The sequence below is a fragment of the Amycolatopsis coloradensis genome, from assembly GCF_037997115.1.
In the GTDB taxonomy this organism is placed as follows: Bacteria; Actinomycetota; Actinomycetes; order Mycobacteriales; family Pseudonocardiaceae; genus Amycolatopsis; species Amycolatopsis coloradensis_A.
In genome coordinates, this window is the sequence record NZ_CP150484.1 from 431,037 (window position 1) to 447,025 (window position 15,989).

A 15,989-nucleotide genomic window follows, 5' to 3' on the forward strand; every position below is an offset into this window, starting at 1 on the left:
CGGCAGTTTCCCGTCTTCAGTTGGATGCGGCAGGCTCCCCGGAGAACCAGTGTTGTGGAGCGGGCCGGAGGTTCTGGTAAATGTGCTTCGCCTCCGTGTACTCGGCGAGTCCGGTCGGGCCGAGTTCGCGCCCGAAACCGGACTGCTTGTAGCCGCCCCACTCCGCCTGCGGCAGATAGGGGTGGAAGTCGTTGATCCAGATCGTGCCGTGCCGCAGCCGGTTCGCGACCCGCTGCGCGCGGGAGGCGTCCGAGGTGAACACCGCGCCGGCGAGGCCGTAGTGGGTGTCGTTGGCGATGCGGACGGCGTCGTCCTCGTCGGTGAAGGTCTCGACGGTGAGCACCGGGCCGAACGATTCGTCGACGACGGCGCTGCTGCCCTGCTTCACGTTGTCCAGGATGGTCGGCAGGTAGTAATGCCCCTTCGCGAGCTCGCGATCGTCGGGGCGTTTGCCGCCGGTGCGCAGGACGGCGCCCTCTTCCAGTGCCGCGGCGACGTAGCGTTCGATCTTTTCCAGATGGGCGGCCGAGATCAGCGGACCGGTTTCAGCCTTCGGGTCGAAAGGTCCACCCAGTCGGATCAGTTCGGCGCGGCGGACGAGTTCGTCGACGAACCTGTCATGCCATTCCTCTTGGACGATCAGCCGCGCGCCCGCCGAGCAGACCTGCCCGGAGTGCAGGAACACCGCGGTCAGCGCGTAATCGACGGCGGTCTCGAAGTCCGAGTCGGCGAACACGACGTTCGGGTTCTTGCCGCCCAGTTCCAGCGCGACCTTCTTGATGGTGGCGGCCGCGGAAGCGGCGATGATCTTGCCGGTCGCGAGGCCGCCGGTGAACGACACGAGGTCGACGTCCGGATGCTCGGACAGCGGTGCCCCGGCCTGCGCGCCGGCGCCGAGCACCAGGTTCGCGACGCCGCCGGGGAGCCCGGCCTCGGTCAGCAGCTTCATCAGCATGATCGAGGTGTGCGGGGTCAGTTCGCTGGGCTTGAGGACGAACGTGTTGCCCGCCGCGAGCGCGGGGGCGACCTTCCAGATGGTCTGCAGGAGCGGGTAGTTCCACGGCGTGATCAGCCCGCAGACGCCGACGGGCTCGTGCACGATCCGGCTGAACGCGTCCGGGTTGCCGGTGTCGACCACACGGCCGGCGTCGTTCGCGGCGAGCTTGCCGAAGTAGCGCAGGCACGCGGCGATGTCGGCCATGTCGTATTCGCTCTCGACCAGCCGTTTCCCGGTGTCGAGGGACTCGGCGCGGGCGAAGGCCGCGGCGTCCCGGTCGAGCAGGTCGGCGGCCTTCAACAGCAGGTCACCGCGCTGTGGGGCGGGCGTCTGCGGCCACGGGCCGGTGTCGAACGCCTTCCTCGCGGCGGCGATGGCCGCTTCGGTGTCTTCACGGGTGCCTTCGGCGACTTCCGCGACCAGCGACCCGTCCGCGGGGCAGCGGATTTCCCGGCGACCACCGCCGACCGCGTCGACCCACTCGCCACCGATGAAAAAGTCCGCCATCAAGCCCTCCGAACCGGCTCCTGCTCAACCGTCGATCAGCGATTATCGCGGCCACCCGACGTGACCGCTACTTGGCAAAAGAGACCATGTTCACACCTTCGGGTGGCGAGTGGTGATTTTCTGACATGTGACCCGTGACGCGGCGGACGGAAGACTCTCAGGCGCCCTCCGTAGACTGGTCGGAACGGCGGAAGAGGAACCAGGCGAGGTGGGAGAGTGACGTTGCTCGAGTCCGTGCACGGACCGGCCGACTTGAAGCGGATGAACCAGGAACAGCTCGGTGAGCTGGCCGCGGAGATCCGGGACTTCCTCGTCGAAAAGGTGCGGCTCGCCGGTGGTCACCTCGGCCCGAACCTGGGTGTCGTCGAGCTGACCATGGCGCTGCACCGGGTCTTCGACTCGCCGGACGACGCCATCGTGTGGGACGTCGGTCACCAGGCGTACGTGCACAAGATCGTCACCGGTCGTCATGACGGCTTCGACAAGCTGCGCCAGCTCGGCGGCCTCACCGGCTACCCGGCGCGCTGCGAGAGCGAGCACGACCTCGTCGAGAACAGCCACGCGTCGACCGCCTTGTCCTATGTGGACGGTCTGGCGAAGGCGTTCGAACTCGGCGGGGGCGGCAGGCACGCGATCGCCGTGGTCGGCGACGGCGCGCTGACCGGCGGCATGTGCTGGGAGGCGCTCAACAACATCGCCGCGAACCCGCGCCGCCCGGTCGTCATCGTCATCAACGACAACGGCCGCTCCTACTCGCCGACCATCGGCGGCGTCGCGGACCACCTCGCGTCGCTGCGGCTCAAGCCGGGCTACGAGCGCGTCCTGGACCGCGGCAAGGAGCTGCTGCGCCACACTCCCGTCGTCGGCAAGCCGATCTACGCGGCGCTGCACGCGGCGAAGGCGGGACTGAAGGACGCGCTGAGCCCGCAGATGATGTTCTCCGACCTCGGCCTCAAATACCTCGGCCCGGTCGACGGGCACGACCTCGTCGCGCTGGAGAAGGCGTTCCAGAGCGCCCGCGACTTCGGCGGCGCGGTCATCGTCCACGTGGTCACCGAGAAGGGGCACGGTTACGAGCCCGCGGTGACCAACCAGGCCGACCAGATGCACCAGACCGACCCGATCGACCCGGAAACCGGGCTGCCGCCGGTCAAGGGCCCGAGCTGGACCGGGGTCTTCGCCGACGAGCTGGTGAAGATCGGCGCCGACCGTGAAGACGTCGTCGCGATCACCGCGGCCATGCTGCGCTCGACCGGGCTGCACAAGTTCGCCGAGGCGTACCCCGACCGCTGGTACGACGTCGGGATCGCCGAGCAGCACGCGGTGACCTCGGCCGCCGGGCTCGCGATGGGTGGCAAGCACCCCGTCGTCGCCGTCTACTCGACCTTCCTGAACCGCGCGTTCGACCAGGTCCTGATGGACGTCGCGCTGCACCGCCAGCCGGTGACGCTGGTGCTGGACCGGGCGGGCATCACCGGCCCGGACGGCCCCAGCCACCACGGCATGTGGGACCTTTCGCTGCTGGGCATGGTGCCCGGGATGCGGGTCGCCGCTCCGCGTGACGCCGGAACGCTGCGTGAGGAACTGCGCGAGGCCGTCGCCGTCGAGGACGGGCCGACGGCGCTGCGGTTCTCCAAGGGCGGCGTGATCGACTCGGTGCCCGCCGTGGAACGCGTCGGCACCGTGGACGTGCTGCGCAAGCCCGCCGGTGAAGCCGACGTCCTGCTGGTCGCCGTGGGCGCGTTCGCGATGCTCGGGCTCGCCGCCGCGGACCGGCTGGCCGACCAGGGCATCGGCGTGACCGTGGTGGACCCGCGCTGGGTCGTCCCGGCGCCCGCCGAGCTGGTGGCGCTGGCCGAGCAGCACAAGCTCGTCGTGACCGTCGAGGACAGCGGGCGGCACGGTGGCTTCGGCTCCGCGCTGGCCGCGCTGTTCCGCGACGCCGAATGCGATGTGCCGCTGCGCGATCTCGCGGTGCCGCAGGTGTTCCATGACCACGGTTCGCGTGAGGAGGTGCTGGCCCGCGTCGGGCTCACCGCGCAGGATGTGGCGCGGCGGGTGACCGAGTGGTCGGCGAAGCTGGCGAGCCGGACGCCGGCGCCGGAAGACACGCACCGCTGACGTCCGTGGCGCGGGCTGAGTCCGCGACCTCGTGTCAGACAGTGCCTCGCCGCTGCGGGCGTGTGTGGATTTTTGGTCGTCAGATGACCGGAAATCCACACGGTCCGGCGAGACAGTCCCGGTCACGACCGGATCCGGACGGGGTGTGTGGAAATTGGGACACTCAACGTCCCTATTTCCACACACCCTCATCGCGGGCGTCCGGTCAGGCACGGTGCGGCAAGCATGGGTTCGCAAGGCCATCACGCACGAGTCAGGCCCGCCAGACGGTGCCTCGCCGCTCGTACTCCAGCACCACCTCGGCCCGCTGAGCCGCCTTCGCGCCCAAGAAGCGCTCCACGAGCCACAGCGAAACCTCGAGTCCCGCGGTGATCCCGCCGCCGGTGATCAGATCGCCGTCGTCGACGACACGCGCGCCGATCACCTTCGTGCCCTGTGCGGCCAGATCCGCCTTCGCGCCGTGGTGCGTCGTCGCGTGGCGGCCCTTCGGGCAGGGCTCACGACGCGGCGAGGCGCCGCGGAAAACCGGCGCCGCATACCCAGTGGTCGCGCGAAATGCGGCTCAGGTTCCCACGATCCGGCTGACCGCGCGGACGACGAGGTCGCGGGTCGCGGTGGGGGAGGAGAATCCGAGGATCGACAGGTGCACGACGAGGCTCAGCAGTTCCTCGGCGTCGAAGTGGTCCGGCACGGTGCCCGAACGTTGCGCCTCCCGGATCGCGGCGACCTTGTCCGCGTGTGCCCTGACCTCGGCCTCCGGCATCGCGTCGAAGCCGTTCTCCAGGCGAAGCCAGCCCATGAGCCGGAGGAGCTGGGGATGTTCGAGGTAGCGGTCGAACAGCTTTCCCGCGTAGCCGGGGAGGTCTTCGGGCGTGATCGTGAGGGTCCGGATGGCGAGGTCCACCTGCTCCTGCACGACCTTCTCGAAAAGCTCTTCCTTGCTGCAGAAGTAGGCGTAGATCAGCGCCTTGTTCGCGCCCGCGTTCTTCGCGATGCGATCCACCCTGGCGCCCGCGATGCCGTACGTCGCGAACTCGACCGTCGCCGCGTCCAGCAGTTTCCGCTTGGTCGCTTCCTTGTCCCTGACCATGTGACCCAGTCTAACTAACTGGTTGGTTGACAGCCAGTCCCGCCCGTGGCAGCCTGAATTGGCAACCAACCGGTTAGTTAGGAGGGCGACATGAAGGTCGCACTGGTCACGGGCGCTTCCGCGGGCATCGGCGAAGCCACGGCGCTCGCGCTGCACGAAGCGGGCTACACGGTCTACGGCGCCGCGAGGCGCGTCGAGCGGATGGCGGGGCTGGCCGAACGCGGTATCAAGATCCTCGAAATGGACGTCACCGACGACGCGTCGATGGTCGCGGGGATCGAGCGGATCATCGAGGAGTCCGGCCGCATCGATGTCCTGGTCAACAACGCGGGGTACGGCTCGTACGGCGCCTTCGAGGATGTCCCGCTCTCGGAAGGGAAGTATCAGTTCGAGGTCAACGTGTTCGGGCTCGCGAGGCTCGTCCAGCTGACCACACCGCATATGCGCGCCCAAGGCGCCGGCAAGATCGTGAACGTCTCGTCGATCGGAGGCAAGATCTACGAACCGCTCGGCGGCTGGTACCACTCGACCAAATTCGCGGTCGAAGGCCTCAGCGACTCACTGCGGCTGGAGCTCAAACCCTTCGGCATCGACGTCGTGGTGGTCGAACCCGGCGCCATCAAGACCGAATGGGGCGGCATCGCCATCGAGAACCTGATGAAGACCTCGGGTGACACCGCCTACGCGCCGCAGGCCAAGGCCTTGGCGAAGTTCTTCGACCAGGCCGCACGCGGTTCCCACCCCAAGGTGATCGCCGACGTCATCCTGAAGGCCGCCCGAGCCCGGCGCCCGAAGACCCGCTACGCCGCCGGTTTCGGGGCGAAGCCGATCCTGCTCGTGCGCCGGGTACTCCCGGACCGCGCCTTCGACGCGCTGTTCCTCGGGGCGCTGCGCCGCTTCGCCTAGGCCGGGCTCCGGCGCGGCCTGGCCGCCCCATAAGGTAGCCCCCGGTTTGATGTGCCGTCGCCATCGGCCGAGAAGGGGACGACCAGTGTCGACTATGGGGCTACTCAAGGCAGAATCCGGGGAATCCGGTGCGACCCAGGCTTGGTACCGCAGGCCACGGGTGTGGACGTGGATTCTTTTCGGCCTTGCGGCTGTGGTGTACGCCGAGCTGGCCTGGCGCCGCCGGTGGATGAGCGACGACGGCCTCATCGTGCTGCGGACGGTCCGGAACCTCCTCGAGGGCAACGGCCCGGTGTTCAACGCGGGTGAGCGGGTCGAGGCGAACACCAGCACGCTGTGGACGTTCATCGTCGGCGGGCTCGGGGCGCTCGGGATCAAGCTGGAGTGGGCCGCCGTGGGCTCCGGCCTGGTACTGGCCGTCGCGGGTCTGTGGTTCGCCATGGACGGCGCCCGGCGGTTCTACCGACCCACAGGGGCGGGCCTGGTGGTCCCGGCGGGCGCGCTGCTGGTCTGCGTGCTGCCGCCGTTCCGGGATTTCGCCACCTCCGGCCTGGAAACCGGGCTCATCACGTTCTGGCTGGGTCTCACGTGGTGGCTCGTCGTCCGGCTCGCCCTCGGCGGGGACGCGGTGCGTGCCTGGCCCGTCGCGCTGGTGATCGGGCTCGGACCGCTCGTGCGCCCGGATCTCGCCGTCTTCAGCGCGATCGCCTTCGTCGCGACGCTGTTCGTCGCGTGGCGCGGCTGGTGGCGCCTGCTCGGCTTCCTCGCGGTCGCCGGCGCGCTGCCCGTGGCGTACCAGATCTTCCGGATGGGCTACTACGGGCTGATCACGCCGAACACCGCGCTGGCCAAGGAAGCGTCGTTCGCGCATTGGGGCCGTGGCTGGCGGTACCTGGCAGACCTCGTGGGGCCCTATCACCTCTGGATACCGATTCTGCTGCTGGTGGCCGGATTCGTGCTGCTGCTGGTTCGGGTCCGGCGAGACCGGGCGCTCTGGGTGCTCACGGCGTTCCCGCTGCTCTCCGCCATGGTGCTCGCGCTGTACGTCATCCGGCTCGGTGGTGACTTCATGCACGGCCGGATGCTGCTGCCGGCGCTGTTCGCCGCCCTGCTCCCGGTCATGGCCGTGCCGTTCACGCGATGGACCGCCGTCTCGCTGGCCGGGGTCGGCGTCTGGGCGATCGTCACCCTGGGCTGGCTGCGTGTGCCGTACGAGGACGCACCCAAGGCGTACAACAAGGCCACCGGGATCGCGGACGAACGCGGTTACTGGTCCGCGGTCACCCGGCGCGAGCACCCGGTGACCATCGAGGACTACTCGCAGTCGCCCGACCTCGACCTTCCGTCGGCGATCACGGCCGTCCGGAGCCTGCCCGGCCCCTCCGTGCTGGTGTACCGGGCCGGGGCCTGGCATCAGTACGCTTCCGACAAGCCGTACAGCACGGTCTTCTCCGGCAGCATCGGCGCCTTCGGGCTGGTCATGCCGCTCGACGTCCGTGTGCACGACGGATACGGCCTCGTGAACTCGATCGCTTCCCATACCGTGCTCGTCTCGGCCAGCCGCAGCGGGCACGAGAAGGACATCAGTCCGGTGTGGGCGATCGGCGAGGCCGGCACGGCGGAAGTCGACACGGGCGGTGACGCCAATGGATTCGCGCCCGAAGACATTCTCGCGGCACGGAAGGCCGTCCAGTGTCCCGAAGTGCGCGAGATGCTGGACTCGGTCCGGGCACCGCTCACCGCGGGACGTTTCTGGGACAACCTGACCGGCGCGTTCGGCCGTAGCGCCCTGCGGTACCCGGCGGATCCGCGTCAGGCCACCGACTGCGGCTGAGCTTCCCGGACCGGTCCGGGCGCCGGACCATAGACCTCCCGCGGCTCGGGGAAGAGCTTCACCAGCACGGGGTACGCGATCGCCGCCGTGCACAGCGTCACCACCATGCTGATGTCGACGCCGCCCGCGATGTCCTTGAGCGGCCCGGCGATCATCGGGGTGTTGGCGGTCAGCAGGCCCAGCGTCGTCGCCGGGATCCACGCGGCCATCGCGCGCCAGTTCACCCCGCGGGTGAACCAGTAGCGGCCGCCCTTGCGGCCCTGGTTGAACACCTGGAGGTCGTCCGGGTCGTAGAACCCGCGCCGCAGCACGAAACCGATCATCATGATCACCATCCACGGCGAGGTGCACAGCACGATCAGCGTGGCGAAGGCGTTGATGCTGGAGACCATGTCCAGCACGAAATTGCCGACGAAGATGAACACCACACTGAGCGAGCCGATCAGCAGCGTCGCCTGTACCCGGCTCAGCTTCACGAAGATCGAGCTGAAGTCCAGCCCGGTCCCGTAGAGCGACGTCGTGCCGGTGGACAGGCCGCCGATCAGCGCGACCACGATCAGCGGGATCGCGTACCAGAGCGGGGAGATCGCGGTCAGGCCGGTGATGTAGTCGGCCGGATCGGCGACCAGGGTCGCGGTGGCGATGCCGAACCCGAACGGCAGCAGGGTCGCCACCTGCGCCAGGAACGGCGCGGCCAGCAGGGAACGGCGGCTGTGCCGCGCCGGGATGTAGCGCGTCCAGTCGCCGAGGAAGGCGCCGAACGAGATCGGGTTCGCCATCGTGGTGAGCGCGGCGAGGATCCAGGTCGGCCAGAAGTCCCCGAGCGCGTAAGTGCCGGTGCCGGCGAACCCGGGGTCGAAAGTGCTGCCGTAGGCCACGATCCCGAGCAGCATGATCGCCGTGCCCAGCACCACGGCGACCCGGTTCACGAGCAGCATGAACCGGTAGCCGTAGATGCACACCACGAGCGTGGCGATCGCGATGACGCCGTATGCCACGCCGCGGAGCACTTCGCCGCCGTCGAAGCCGAAAAGCCGTTGTGCCGCACCGGCGACGGCGTCGCCGCTCACCCAGACCGAGATGGCGAAGAACGTGATCGCCGTGAGCAGGGAGAGGAAGGATCCGACACAACGGCCGACGACGCCGAAGTGCGCGCCGGAGGAGACGGCGTTGTTGGTCCGGGTGAGCGGGCCGAACAACGACATCGGCGAGAGCACCAGCGCGCCGACGACCACACCCGCGACGGTGGCCGCGACCGCCGCCCAGAAGCTCAGGCCGAAGGCGATCGGGAGGGTCCCGAGGATGATGGTGGCGAAGGTGTTCGCACCGCCGAACGCCATCCGGAACAGGTCGCGCGGACGCGACGTCTGTTCCTCCGGCGGGATCGGCGCGATGCCGTGCTGCTCGACTTCGGTGACCTTGTCACCCATGGGGACCTCCGGCTAAGAGCTTCAGGCGAAGCGGGTCATGACATGCTTGACGCGGGTGTACTCGGCGAAGGAGTAGGACGAGAGGTCCTTCCCGTGGCCCGAGTGCCCGAAGCCGCCATGGGGCATTTCCGAGACCAGCGGCCCGTGGGTGTTGACCCAGACGCAGCCGAAGTCGAGTTCGCCCGAAACGCGGGTCGCGCGTGACAGGTCATTGGTCCAGATCGACGACGCGAGCCCGTACGGGACGCCGTTGGCCAGGCGCACCGCCTCGCTCTCGTCCACAAAGGACTGGACGGTGATCACCGGGCCGAAGATCTCCTCCTGCACGATCTCGTCGTCCTGCTTCAGGCTCGAGATCACGGTGGGGGAGAAGAAGAAACCGCGGTCACCGGCGGGGGTGCCGCCGGTCTCCACGCGGGCGTGCGACGGCAGCCGGTCGACGAGACCGCGCACCCGGCCGAACTGTGCCTCGCTGTTGAGCGGGCCGAAGTCCTCGCCGGGCGTCTGCGCGGCGGCGGCCTTGGTCAGCTCCGCGACGAACTCGTCGTGGATCGCCGCGTCCACCAGCACCCGGCTGCCCGCCGTGCAGTCCTGCCCGGCGTTGTAGAACGCCGCGCCGACGATGCCCTCGGCCGCTTCGGCGAGGTTCACGTCGCCGAAGACCAGCAGCGGCGCGTTGCCACCGAGTTCGAGGTGCGTGCGCTTGAGGTCGGCCGCCGCGACGGTCGCGACGTCGATACCGGCGCGGGTCGAGCCGGTGATCGACACCAGTTCGGTGATCGGGTGTTTCACCAGCGCGCGGCCGGTGTCGCGGTCGCCGCACAGCACGTTGAAGGCGCCTTGCGGCAGGAACTCCGCCGCGACCTTCGCCAGCAGCACGGCCGTCGACGGCGTCGTCTCCGCGGGCTTCAGCACGACGGTGTTGCCCGCGGCCAGCGCCGGGGCGATCTTCCAGACCCCCATCATCAGCGGGTAGTTCCAGGGCGCGATCTGCGCGCAGACGCCGACCGGCTCGCGACGGATCGCGGAGGTGTGCCCTGGCAGGTACTCACCGGACGCGGTGCCTTCGAGCTGCCGCGCCGCACCCGCGAAGAACCGCAGCGCGCTGACGCACTCCGGGATCTCCTCGTCCAGCACGACGGCGCGGATCTTGCCGGTCTCCCGGATTTCGAGCTCGGCGAACTCCTCCGCGCGGGACTCCAGCGCGTCGGCGATCTTCAGCAGTGCGAGCTGGCGCTGAGCGGGGGTGCTCTTGCGCCACACCTCGAACGCCCGTTCCGCGGCGGCCAGCGCGGCGTCCACATCGGACTGCTCGGAGAGGACGCTGGTGCCGAAGACCTCGCCGGTGGCGGGATCCACCAGGTCGAGCGTCCGCGAGCCCGACGCCGCTACCTCGGCGCCGTCGACGAAATTCAGGACCTGAGTCATTTCTTCTCCAGGTGGGTCGGCTCGAACATCTTCAGCAGGGCGGGGAGGACGACCATCGACGGACCGGGGGTGCCGAGGGCTTCGGCAAGGTCCTTCCCGACGCTGTCCAAAGAGGACACCGTGGCCGGGACGCCGAAGGACTGTGCCAGCGCGGCGAAATCGGGCCGCGCGAGCTCGGTGGCCGTGGACCGGCCGAACGCGCCGGTCAGGTACTCGCGCAGGATGCCGTAGCCGCCGTCGTCGATGACGAGCCACGTGACGTCCAGCCCGTGCTGGACCGCCGTGGCGAGTTCCGCGATGCCGTACATCGCGCCACCGTCACCGGAGACCGCGAGTGTCGGGCCGCCGGTCGCCGCCGCGCCGCCGAGCGCACCGGGCAGGCCATAACCGAGCCCGCCCGCGCCCTGCGCGGTGTGGATCGGCGCACCCTCGGGATTCCACGCCGACCAGGCCCAGTAGGCCGCGATCGTCATGTCCCAGTACGTCTGTGTGCCTTCGGGGACCGCGGCACGGATGTCGTCGATCAGCTTGCGCTCGGTTTCGAGTGCCTGGCCGTCGAGGCGTTCGCGCACCTTGGCCAGCAGATCCGCGACCGCCTTCTCGGCGACGCCGTCACTCTGGCGGAAGGGCACCTGCTCCAGAAGTCCTTGCAGGGCAAGCCGGACGTCGGCGTGGATGCCCAGCGCCGGGTAGTTCGACTCCAGCTTCCCGAGATCGGCCTCGACCTGGATCACCCGGCCGCGCGGGGCGAATTCGCGGTAGTTGCTGGACAGCTCGCCGAGCCCGGAACCCAGTACCAGCAACACATCCGCGGCCGAGAGGAACTCCGTGCTGTGCCAGTCTTCGAGCCATGACTGGCCGGACAGCTCGTGGTCCCAGCCGAAGACGCCCTTGCCGCCGAACGTCGAGAGCACCGGCGCGCGCAGGGCCTCCGCGAGCGCCTTCAGTTCCGCCTGCGCGCCCGAGCGCAGCGCGCCACCACCGGCGAGGATCACCGGATTCTTCGCCGCGCCCAGGAGATTCGCGGCTTCGGTGACGAGCTCCGGCAACGGTTCGAGCGGTGCGGGCCGTGCCGTCACCGACGTGATCCGCGGCAGATCCGCCGGCGCCAGCAGGATGTCCTGCGGGATCTCGACCCACACCGGTCCGAACGGCGCCGTCGCCGCCGATTCCCAGGCTTCGCGCAGGGCCGTCGGGATCTGGCTGACGGTGCGCACCACGTGCACCGACTTCACCACATCACGGAAACTGGCCTGCTGATCGGGAAGTTCGTGCAGGTACCCGTGCCGCCCGCCGCCGAGCCCGGCGACCGGGATCTGGCTGGAGATCCCGAGCACCGGGACCGACGCCGCCCGGGATTCCTGCAAGGAAGCCAAAGTCAGCAACGCGCCGGGACCGGTGGACACGATCATCGGCGTCACCGGGACCGGGCCTTCGGGATCCGCCGCGAGCCGGGCGCGGGCGTGCCCGTCGGCCGCGAACGCCAGGTTGTTCTCCACCCGCGAGCTGATGACGCGCAGATCGTCCGTGCGCCGCAGCGCTTCGAACAGCCCGAGCGCGTGCTGGCCCGGCAGGCCGAAGACGGTGTCCGCGCCGAGCGCGTGCAGGGTTTCGACGACTACGTCGCCGCCTATCCGTTCAGTGCTGGTCATGCGCCCTTCCCCAAACTGAGCAGGCTCACCAGGTCGTAGGCGACGTGGGAAGCCGCGATGGCGGTGATCTCGGCATGATCGTAAGGCGGGGCCAGTTCCACCACATCGGCTCCGATGAGGTTGCAGTCCCGCAGCCCGCGCAGGATCTCCAGCAGTTCGCGGCTGGTCATACCGCCCGCTTCGGGGGTCCCGGTGCCCGGCGCGTGTGCCGGGTCGAGCACGTCGATGTCGACCGAGATGTAGAGCGGGCGGCCGCCGATGCGCTGGCGCAGCGCGTCGACGGTCTCGGCGACCCCGCGGCGCATGACGTCGCCGGAGGTGACGATGCCGAATCCGAGGCGGCGGTCCTCCTCCAGATCCCGCTTGCCGTACAGCGGGCCGCGCGTGCCGACGTGGGACAGCGCTTCAGTGTCGAGGAGGCCTTCCTCGGACGCCCGCCGGAACGGGGTGCCGTGGGTGTACGGCTCGCCGAAGTAGGTGTCCCAGGTGTCGAGGTGCGCGTCGAAGTGCAGCAGCGCCACCGGTCCGTGCTTCTTCGCCGCCGCCCGCAGCAGCGGCAGCGCGATCGTGTGGTCGCCGCCGACGGTCACCAGCCGCGTCCCGCCCGCGGTCAGCGCCTCGGCCTCGCTCTGCAGCGTCTCGATCGCCTCGCCGATGTTGAACGGGTTGAGCGCGATGTCGCCGGCGTCGACCACCTGCGTCGCGGCGAACGGGGAAACGTCGAGTTCCGGGTGGTACGGGCGAAGGAGCCGGCTGGCCTCGCGGAGCGCGGCGGGGCCGAAGCGCGCGCCGGGACGGTAGGACACCCCGGCGTCGAACGGCACCCCGACGACGGCGACGTCGGCATGCTCGACCTGATCGATCCGCGGCAGCCTCGCGAAGGTCGCGAAACCGGCGAACCGGGGCACCCTCGAAGAGTCGACGGGTCCGATCGGGGTCTGCTCAGGCACTGTGTCTCCTTCGAATGGTTTTCAGGACTGCGAAGCGGCGAGTTTCGCCTCTTCTTCTTCGGCGGCCGCGCTGCCGTTCAGGCGGCGGGTCCACACGGTGAGGATCTCGTCCGAGGTACGCGGGGTGAGGAAGCTGACCAGCAGGTACACCGCGAGGCTGGACCCGAGGCCCCAGTAGATCGGGCTGTTGGCCTCGACGCCGTCGACGAACATGAACGTGATGACCACGACGGTGCCGACCACCATCGACGCGAGCGCGCCCTGCCGGGTGCCGCGTTTCCAGGCCAGCCCGCCGATGATCGCGACCAGCAGGCCGCCGACGAGGATGTCGTAGGCGATGGTCAGCGCGTTGACGACGTCGTCCACGACCATCGCGATGCCGATCGCGGCGATGCCGAGGACCAGAGTGGTGACCCGGTTCCTGGTGACCTCGTTGACGGCCTTTTTGAGGCCCAGCTTGGAAAGCAGGTCCGAGGTGCTGACCGTCGAGCAGGCGATGAGCGCGCCGCTCGCGGTCGACATCATCGCCGAGAGCGCCGCCGCGAGCACCAGCCCGCGGACCCCGGCGGGCAGCTGGTCCTCGACGATGGTCGCGAACGCGTCCTGCGCGCTGGCGAGGTTCGGGTACAGCGTCTTGGCCGCGGTGCCGATCAGCGCGCCGGCGAGACCGTAGACCAGGCAGTAGACGCCGGAGATGACGCCGCCGCCGGTCGCGATGCCCGGTGTCCTCGCGGTGAACACGCGCTGCCAGATGTCCTGGCCGATCAGCAGCCCGAAGCTGTAGATGAGGAAGTAGGTGAAGATCGTGTCGCCGCCGATGGCGGTCAGTTCGAAGTAGCTCTCGTCCAGCCGCGCGGCCATCCCGTCGAAACCGCCCGCCGAGACGATCGAGACGGGCAGCAGGATCAGCAGGATGCCGATGGTCTTGATGACGAACTGGACGATGTCGGTCAGCGTGATCGACCACATGCCGCCCAGCACCGAGTAGAGCACCACGATCGACCCGCCGATGGCGATCCCCGCCCAGCTCGGGACGTTGAACAGAACCTTGAAGATGGTGGCGAACGCCAGCGTCGAGGTGACGGTCAGCATCAGCGTGTAGCCCCACATGACGACACCGGAGATGGTGCTGGTGGAGCCGCCGTAGCGCAGGTCGAGCATTTCGCCGACGGTGTAGACCCGCAGTTTCACCAGCCGCCGCGCGAACAGCGTGTGGAGGACCAGGATGCCGACGCCGATCGCGATCACGAGCCAGGCGCCGGAGATGCCGTAGGTGTAGCCGAGCTTCACCCCGCCGACCGTCGAAGCGCCGCCGAGGACGACCGCGGACATCGTGCCCGAGTACATGAACCAGCCGAGACGGCGGCCCGCGACGAGATAGTCGGATTTGGTCTTGGCGAGCCTCAGCCCGAACCAGCCGACCCCGATCATGCCCGCTATGTAGAGCGCGATCACCGCGTAGTCACCGGCCACGGTGTCCTCCTTGACTTGGGGCTGTTCGCTTCGTTCGGGTCACCGTAGGTTCGTTCGCGGCTTGAACGACATGGGATGATCCATCCCAACTCCGGCACTTATGAGGATGAAATGACCCGAGCCCACGATCCGTTCGCCTCGGATGTGAATGTCCCGTTACGGGCCGTGGTCGGCAACCCGGAACTGGCGGTCGACCCGGTCGTGGAGACCCTGCGGCCGGGGGCGCTCGACGCCCCGGTGCGCTGGGCGCACGTCAGCGAGCTGCTGGACCCCGCGCCGTACCTCCTCGGGGCGGAACTCCTGCTCACCGCCGGGGTGAACCTGCCGGTGGAACCCGCCGAGATCGACCGCTACGTCCGGCGGCTCGCCGAAAGCGGGATCTCCGCGCTGGGGTTCGGGCTCACTCCGGGCGCCTACGAGACGCTGCCGCCGCCACTGCGGACGGCGTGTGCCCGGCACGGGCTCCCGCTGCTGGTCGTCCAGCCGCGGACACCGTTCCTCGCGATCAGCCGGGCAGTGTCGGTCGCGCTGGCGGAGGCGGGGCAGCGGGAACAGCGGCGGATCGCGGTCGCGCGCGAGGCGCTGACCAGGGCGGCCGGTGACGGACTCGGTGAACTGGCCGGCGCGCTGGCCGGGCGGCTCGGGGCCTGGGTGGCGCTGGTCGGCGTCGGCGACGTCCTGGCCGCGGACCACAGGGCACCGTCGCCGCTGCCCGCGGAAGTCCGGGAGCTCCTCGCCACGCTCCGGACGGGCCGGGGGATCCGCAGCGCGACCACGGAACTGGCCGACGGCACCCACGTCGTCGCGCAGCCGGTGTACCCGCAGGCGACGGCGTCGCATCTGGTCGTGGTCGGCCGCGTCGCGCGGTTCGACGGCGCGGACCGCTCGATCCTGTCGGTCGGGGCGGCGCTGCTCGGGCTGGTGGGCCGCGCGGGTTCGGACGCGGCCGGTCTGGGCGCCACCGCCACGGCGTTGCTGCTGGGCGAGACCGACGTGCTCGGCGGGGACGAACGCCGCCTGGTCGCGGGGATCGCTTACCGCCGCGGGCCGAACGAGGTCGCCGCCCGCTACGACTGGCTGCGCGCCCGGCTCGACACCCCGCTCGTGCGATTGCGCCCGGGGCCACGATTCACCGCGATCGTCCGCGAGGCGCCGGAGATCGGCGACCTCGACCGGCTCCGCGCCGACGGCTGGCTCGCGGTCGTGGGTTCGCCCGTCCCACCCGGACGGCTTCCCGAAGCGGCGGGCGAAATCGAGTTACTGCTGACGCGGGCAGCCGCGCTGGAACGGCCCATCGTGGCGGAAGGTACTGCGGGGCTGGACGCCCTGATCGATCCGGGCGCCGCGGCCGGGTTCGCCGCCCAGGTGCTGGCGCCGTTGCGCGAACTCGACCGGAAGGGTGACCGCGAACTGGTCGGCACCCTGCGGACCTGGCTCGCGCACCACGGCGGCTGGGACCGCACGGCCGCCGAACTCGGCGTGCACCGCAACAGCGTCCGGCACCGGATCGGGCAGATCGAACGGGCGCTGGGGGTGGATCTGGCGGATCCGGAGACCCGGATGCGGCTGTGGTTCGCCCTGCGCTGGGCGTGAGCATTACT

The 15,989-nt window shown here is 69.6% G+C and carries 12 protein-coding genes; 4 read left to right on the forward strand and 8 right to left on the reverse strand.

Annotated elements, in window-relative coordinates:
* Window positions 1-16 precede the first annotated feature (16 nt).
* Window positions 17-1,504 (reverse strand): aldehyde dehydrogenase family protein, encoded by a 1,488-nt coding sequence (locus tag LCL61_RS01825; protein ID WP_340685222.1) that lies wholly within the window; start codon window positions 1,502-1,504, stop codon window positions 17-19.
* 216 nt (window positions 1,505-1,720) lie between these two features.
* Here LCL61_RS01825 and dxs point away from each other — a divergent pair, with 216 nt between their 5' ends.
* Window positions 1,721-3,625 carry a 1-deoxy-D-xylulose-5-phosphate synthase gene (gene dxs, locus LCL61_RS01830; RefSeq protein WP_340685223.1) on the forward strand — a complete coding sequence of 635 codons (1,905 nt, stop codon included), beginning with the start codon at window positions 1,721-1,723 and terminating at the stop codon, window positions 3,623-3,625.
* Between the two features lie 253 nt (window positions 3,626-3,878).
* Here dxs and LCL61_RS01835 read toward each other — a convergent pair whose 3' ends face one another.
* Together LCL61_RS01835 and LCL61_RS01840 are read right to left on the reverse strand one after the other, a co-directional pair.
* Window positions 3,879-4,070 (reverse strand): hypothetical protein, encoded by a 192-nt coding sequence (locus LCL61_RS01835; protein ID WP_340688466.1) that lies wholly within the window; start codon window positions 4,068-4,070, stop codon window positions 3,879-3,881.
* Between the two features lie 117 nt (window positions 4,071-4,187).
* Complete coding sequence (locus tag LCL61_RS01840) at window positions 4,188-4,715, reverse strand: TetR family transcriptional regulator (protein ID WP_340685224.1); 528 nt, start codon at window positions 4,713-4,715, stop codon at window positions 4,188-4,190.
* 90 nt (window positions 4,716-4,805) lie between these two features.
* Here LCL61_RS01840 and LCL61_RS01845 point away from each other — a divergent pair, with 90 nt between their 5' ends.
* Together LCL61_RS01845 and LCL61_RS01850 are read left to right on the forward strand one after the other, a co-directional pair.
* Window positions 4,806-5,621, forward strand: coding sequence for an oxidoreductase (locus tag LCL61_RS01845; protein WP_340685225.1), 816 nt, complete (start codon window positions 4,806-4,808; stop codon window positions 5,619-5,621).
* Window positions 5,622-5,715: 94 nt separating this feature from the next.
* On the forward strand, window positions 5,716-7,455 hold the full coding sequence (locus LCL61_RS01850) for a hypothetical protein (protein WP_340685226.1): 1,740 nt from the start codon (window positions 5,716-5,718) through the stop codon (window positions 7,453-7,455).
* Here LCL61_RS01850 and LCL61_RS01855 read toward each other — a convergent pair.
* The 5 genes from LCL61_RS01855 to LCL61_RS01875 are packed head-to-tail and all read right to left on the reverse strand — an operon-like array spanning window position 7,434 to window position 14,388.
* On the reverse strand, window positions 7,434-8,885 hold the full coding sequence (locus LCL61_RS01855; protein WP_340685227.1) for a purine-cytosine permease family protein: 1,452 nt from the start codon (window positions 8,883-8,885) through the stop codon (window positions 7,434-7,436). The two genes, LCL61_RS01850 and LCL61_RS01855, sit on opposite strands and share 22 nt — an antisense overlap.
* 21 nt (window positions 8,886-8,906) lie before the next feature.
* A complete protein-coding gene (locus LCL61_RS01860; RefSeq protein ID WP_340685228.1) occupies window positions 8,907-10,313 on the reverse strand; it encodes an aminobutyraldehyde dehydrogenase in 1,407 nt (468 codons plus the stop codon).
* The gene (locus LCL61_RS01865; RefSeq protein ID WP_340685229.1) at window positions 10,310-11,965 is read right to left on the reverse strand and encodes a thiamine pyrophosphate-binding protein; all 1,656 of its coding nucleotides are present in this window, start codon (window positions 11,963-11,965) and stop codon (window positions 10,310-10,312) included. The genes LCL61_RS01860 and LCL61_RS01865 overlap by 4 nt, the downstream gene beginning before the upstream one ends.
* Window positions 11,962-12,915 (reverse strand): agmatinase, encoded by a 954-nt coding sequence (gene speB, locus LCL61_RS01870; protein WP_340685230.1) that lies wholly within the window; start codon window positions 12,913-12,915, stop codon window positions 11,962-11,964. Before speB ends, LCL61_RS01865 begins: the two co-directional genes overlap by 4 nt.
* 21 nt (window positions 12,916-12,936) lie before the next feature.
* Window positions 12,937-14,388 (reverse strand): sodium:solute symporter, encoded by a 1,452-nt coding sequence (locus LCL61_RS01875; RefSeq protein ID WP_340685231.1) that lies wholly within the window; start codon window positions 14,386-14,388, stop codon window positions 12,937-12,939.
* Between the two features lie 111 nt (window positions 14,389-14,499).
* Between LCL61_RS01875 and LCL61_RS01880 the strand changes: the two genes are divergently transcribed.
* The gene (locus tag LCL61_RS01880) at window positions 14,500-15,981 is read left to right on the forward strand and encodes a PucR family transcriptional regulator (RefSeq protein ID WP_340685232.1); all 1,482 of its coding nucleotides are present in this window, start codon (window positions 14,500-14,502) and stop codon (window positions 15,979-15,981) included.
* Window positions 15,982-15,989: the final 8 nt, after the last annotated feature.

Bases quoted from the DNA above. Each gene is read 5' to 3' on its own strand.
- LCL61_RS01825 (WP_340685222.1), bottom strand. From the start codon at position 1,504: ATGGCGGACTTTTTCATCGGTGGCGAGTGGGTCGACGCGGTCGGCGGT.
- LCL61_RS01840 (WP_340685224.1), bottom strand. From the start codon at position 4,715: ATGGTCAGGGACAAGGAAGCGACCAAGCGGAAACTGCTGGACGCGGCG.
- LCL61_RS01845 (WP_340685225.1), top strand. From the start codon at position 4,806: ATGAAGGTCGCACTGGTCACGGGCGCTTCCGCGGGCATCGGCGAAGCC.
- LCL61_RS01850 (WP_340685226.1), top strand. From the start codon at position 5,716: ATGGGGCTACTCAAGGCAGAATCCGGGGAATCCGGTGCGACCCAGGCT.
- LCL61_RS01855 (WP_340685227.1), bottom strand. From the start codon at position 8,885: ATGGGTGACAAGGTCACCGAAGTCGAGCAGCACGGCATCGCGCCGATC.
- LCL61_RS01860 (WP_340685228.1), bottom strand. From the start codon at position 10,313: ATGACTCAGGTCCTGAATTTCGTCGACGGCGCCGAGGTAGCGGCGTCG.
- LCL61_RS01865 (WP_340685229.1), bottom strand. From the start codon at position 11,965: ATGACCAGCACTGAACGGATAGGCGGCGACGTAGTCGTCGAAACCCTG.
- LCL61_RS01880 (WP_340685232.1), top strand. From the start codon at position 14,500: ATGACCCGAGCCCACGATCCGTTCGCCTCGGATGTGAATGTCCCGTTA.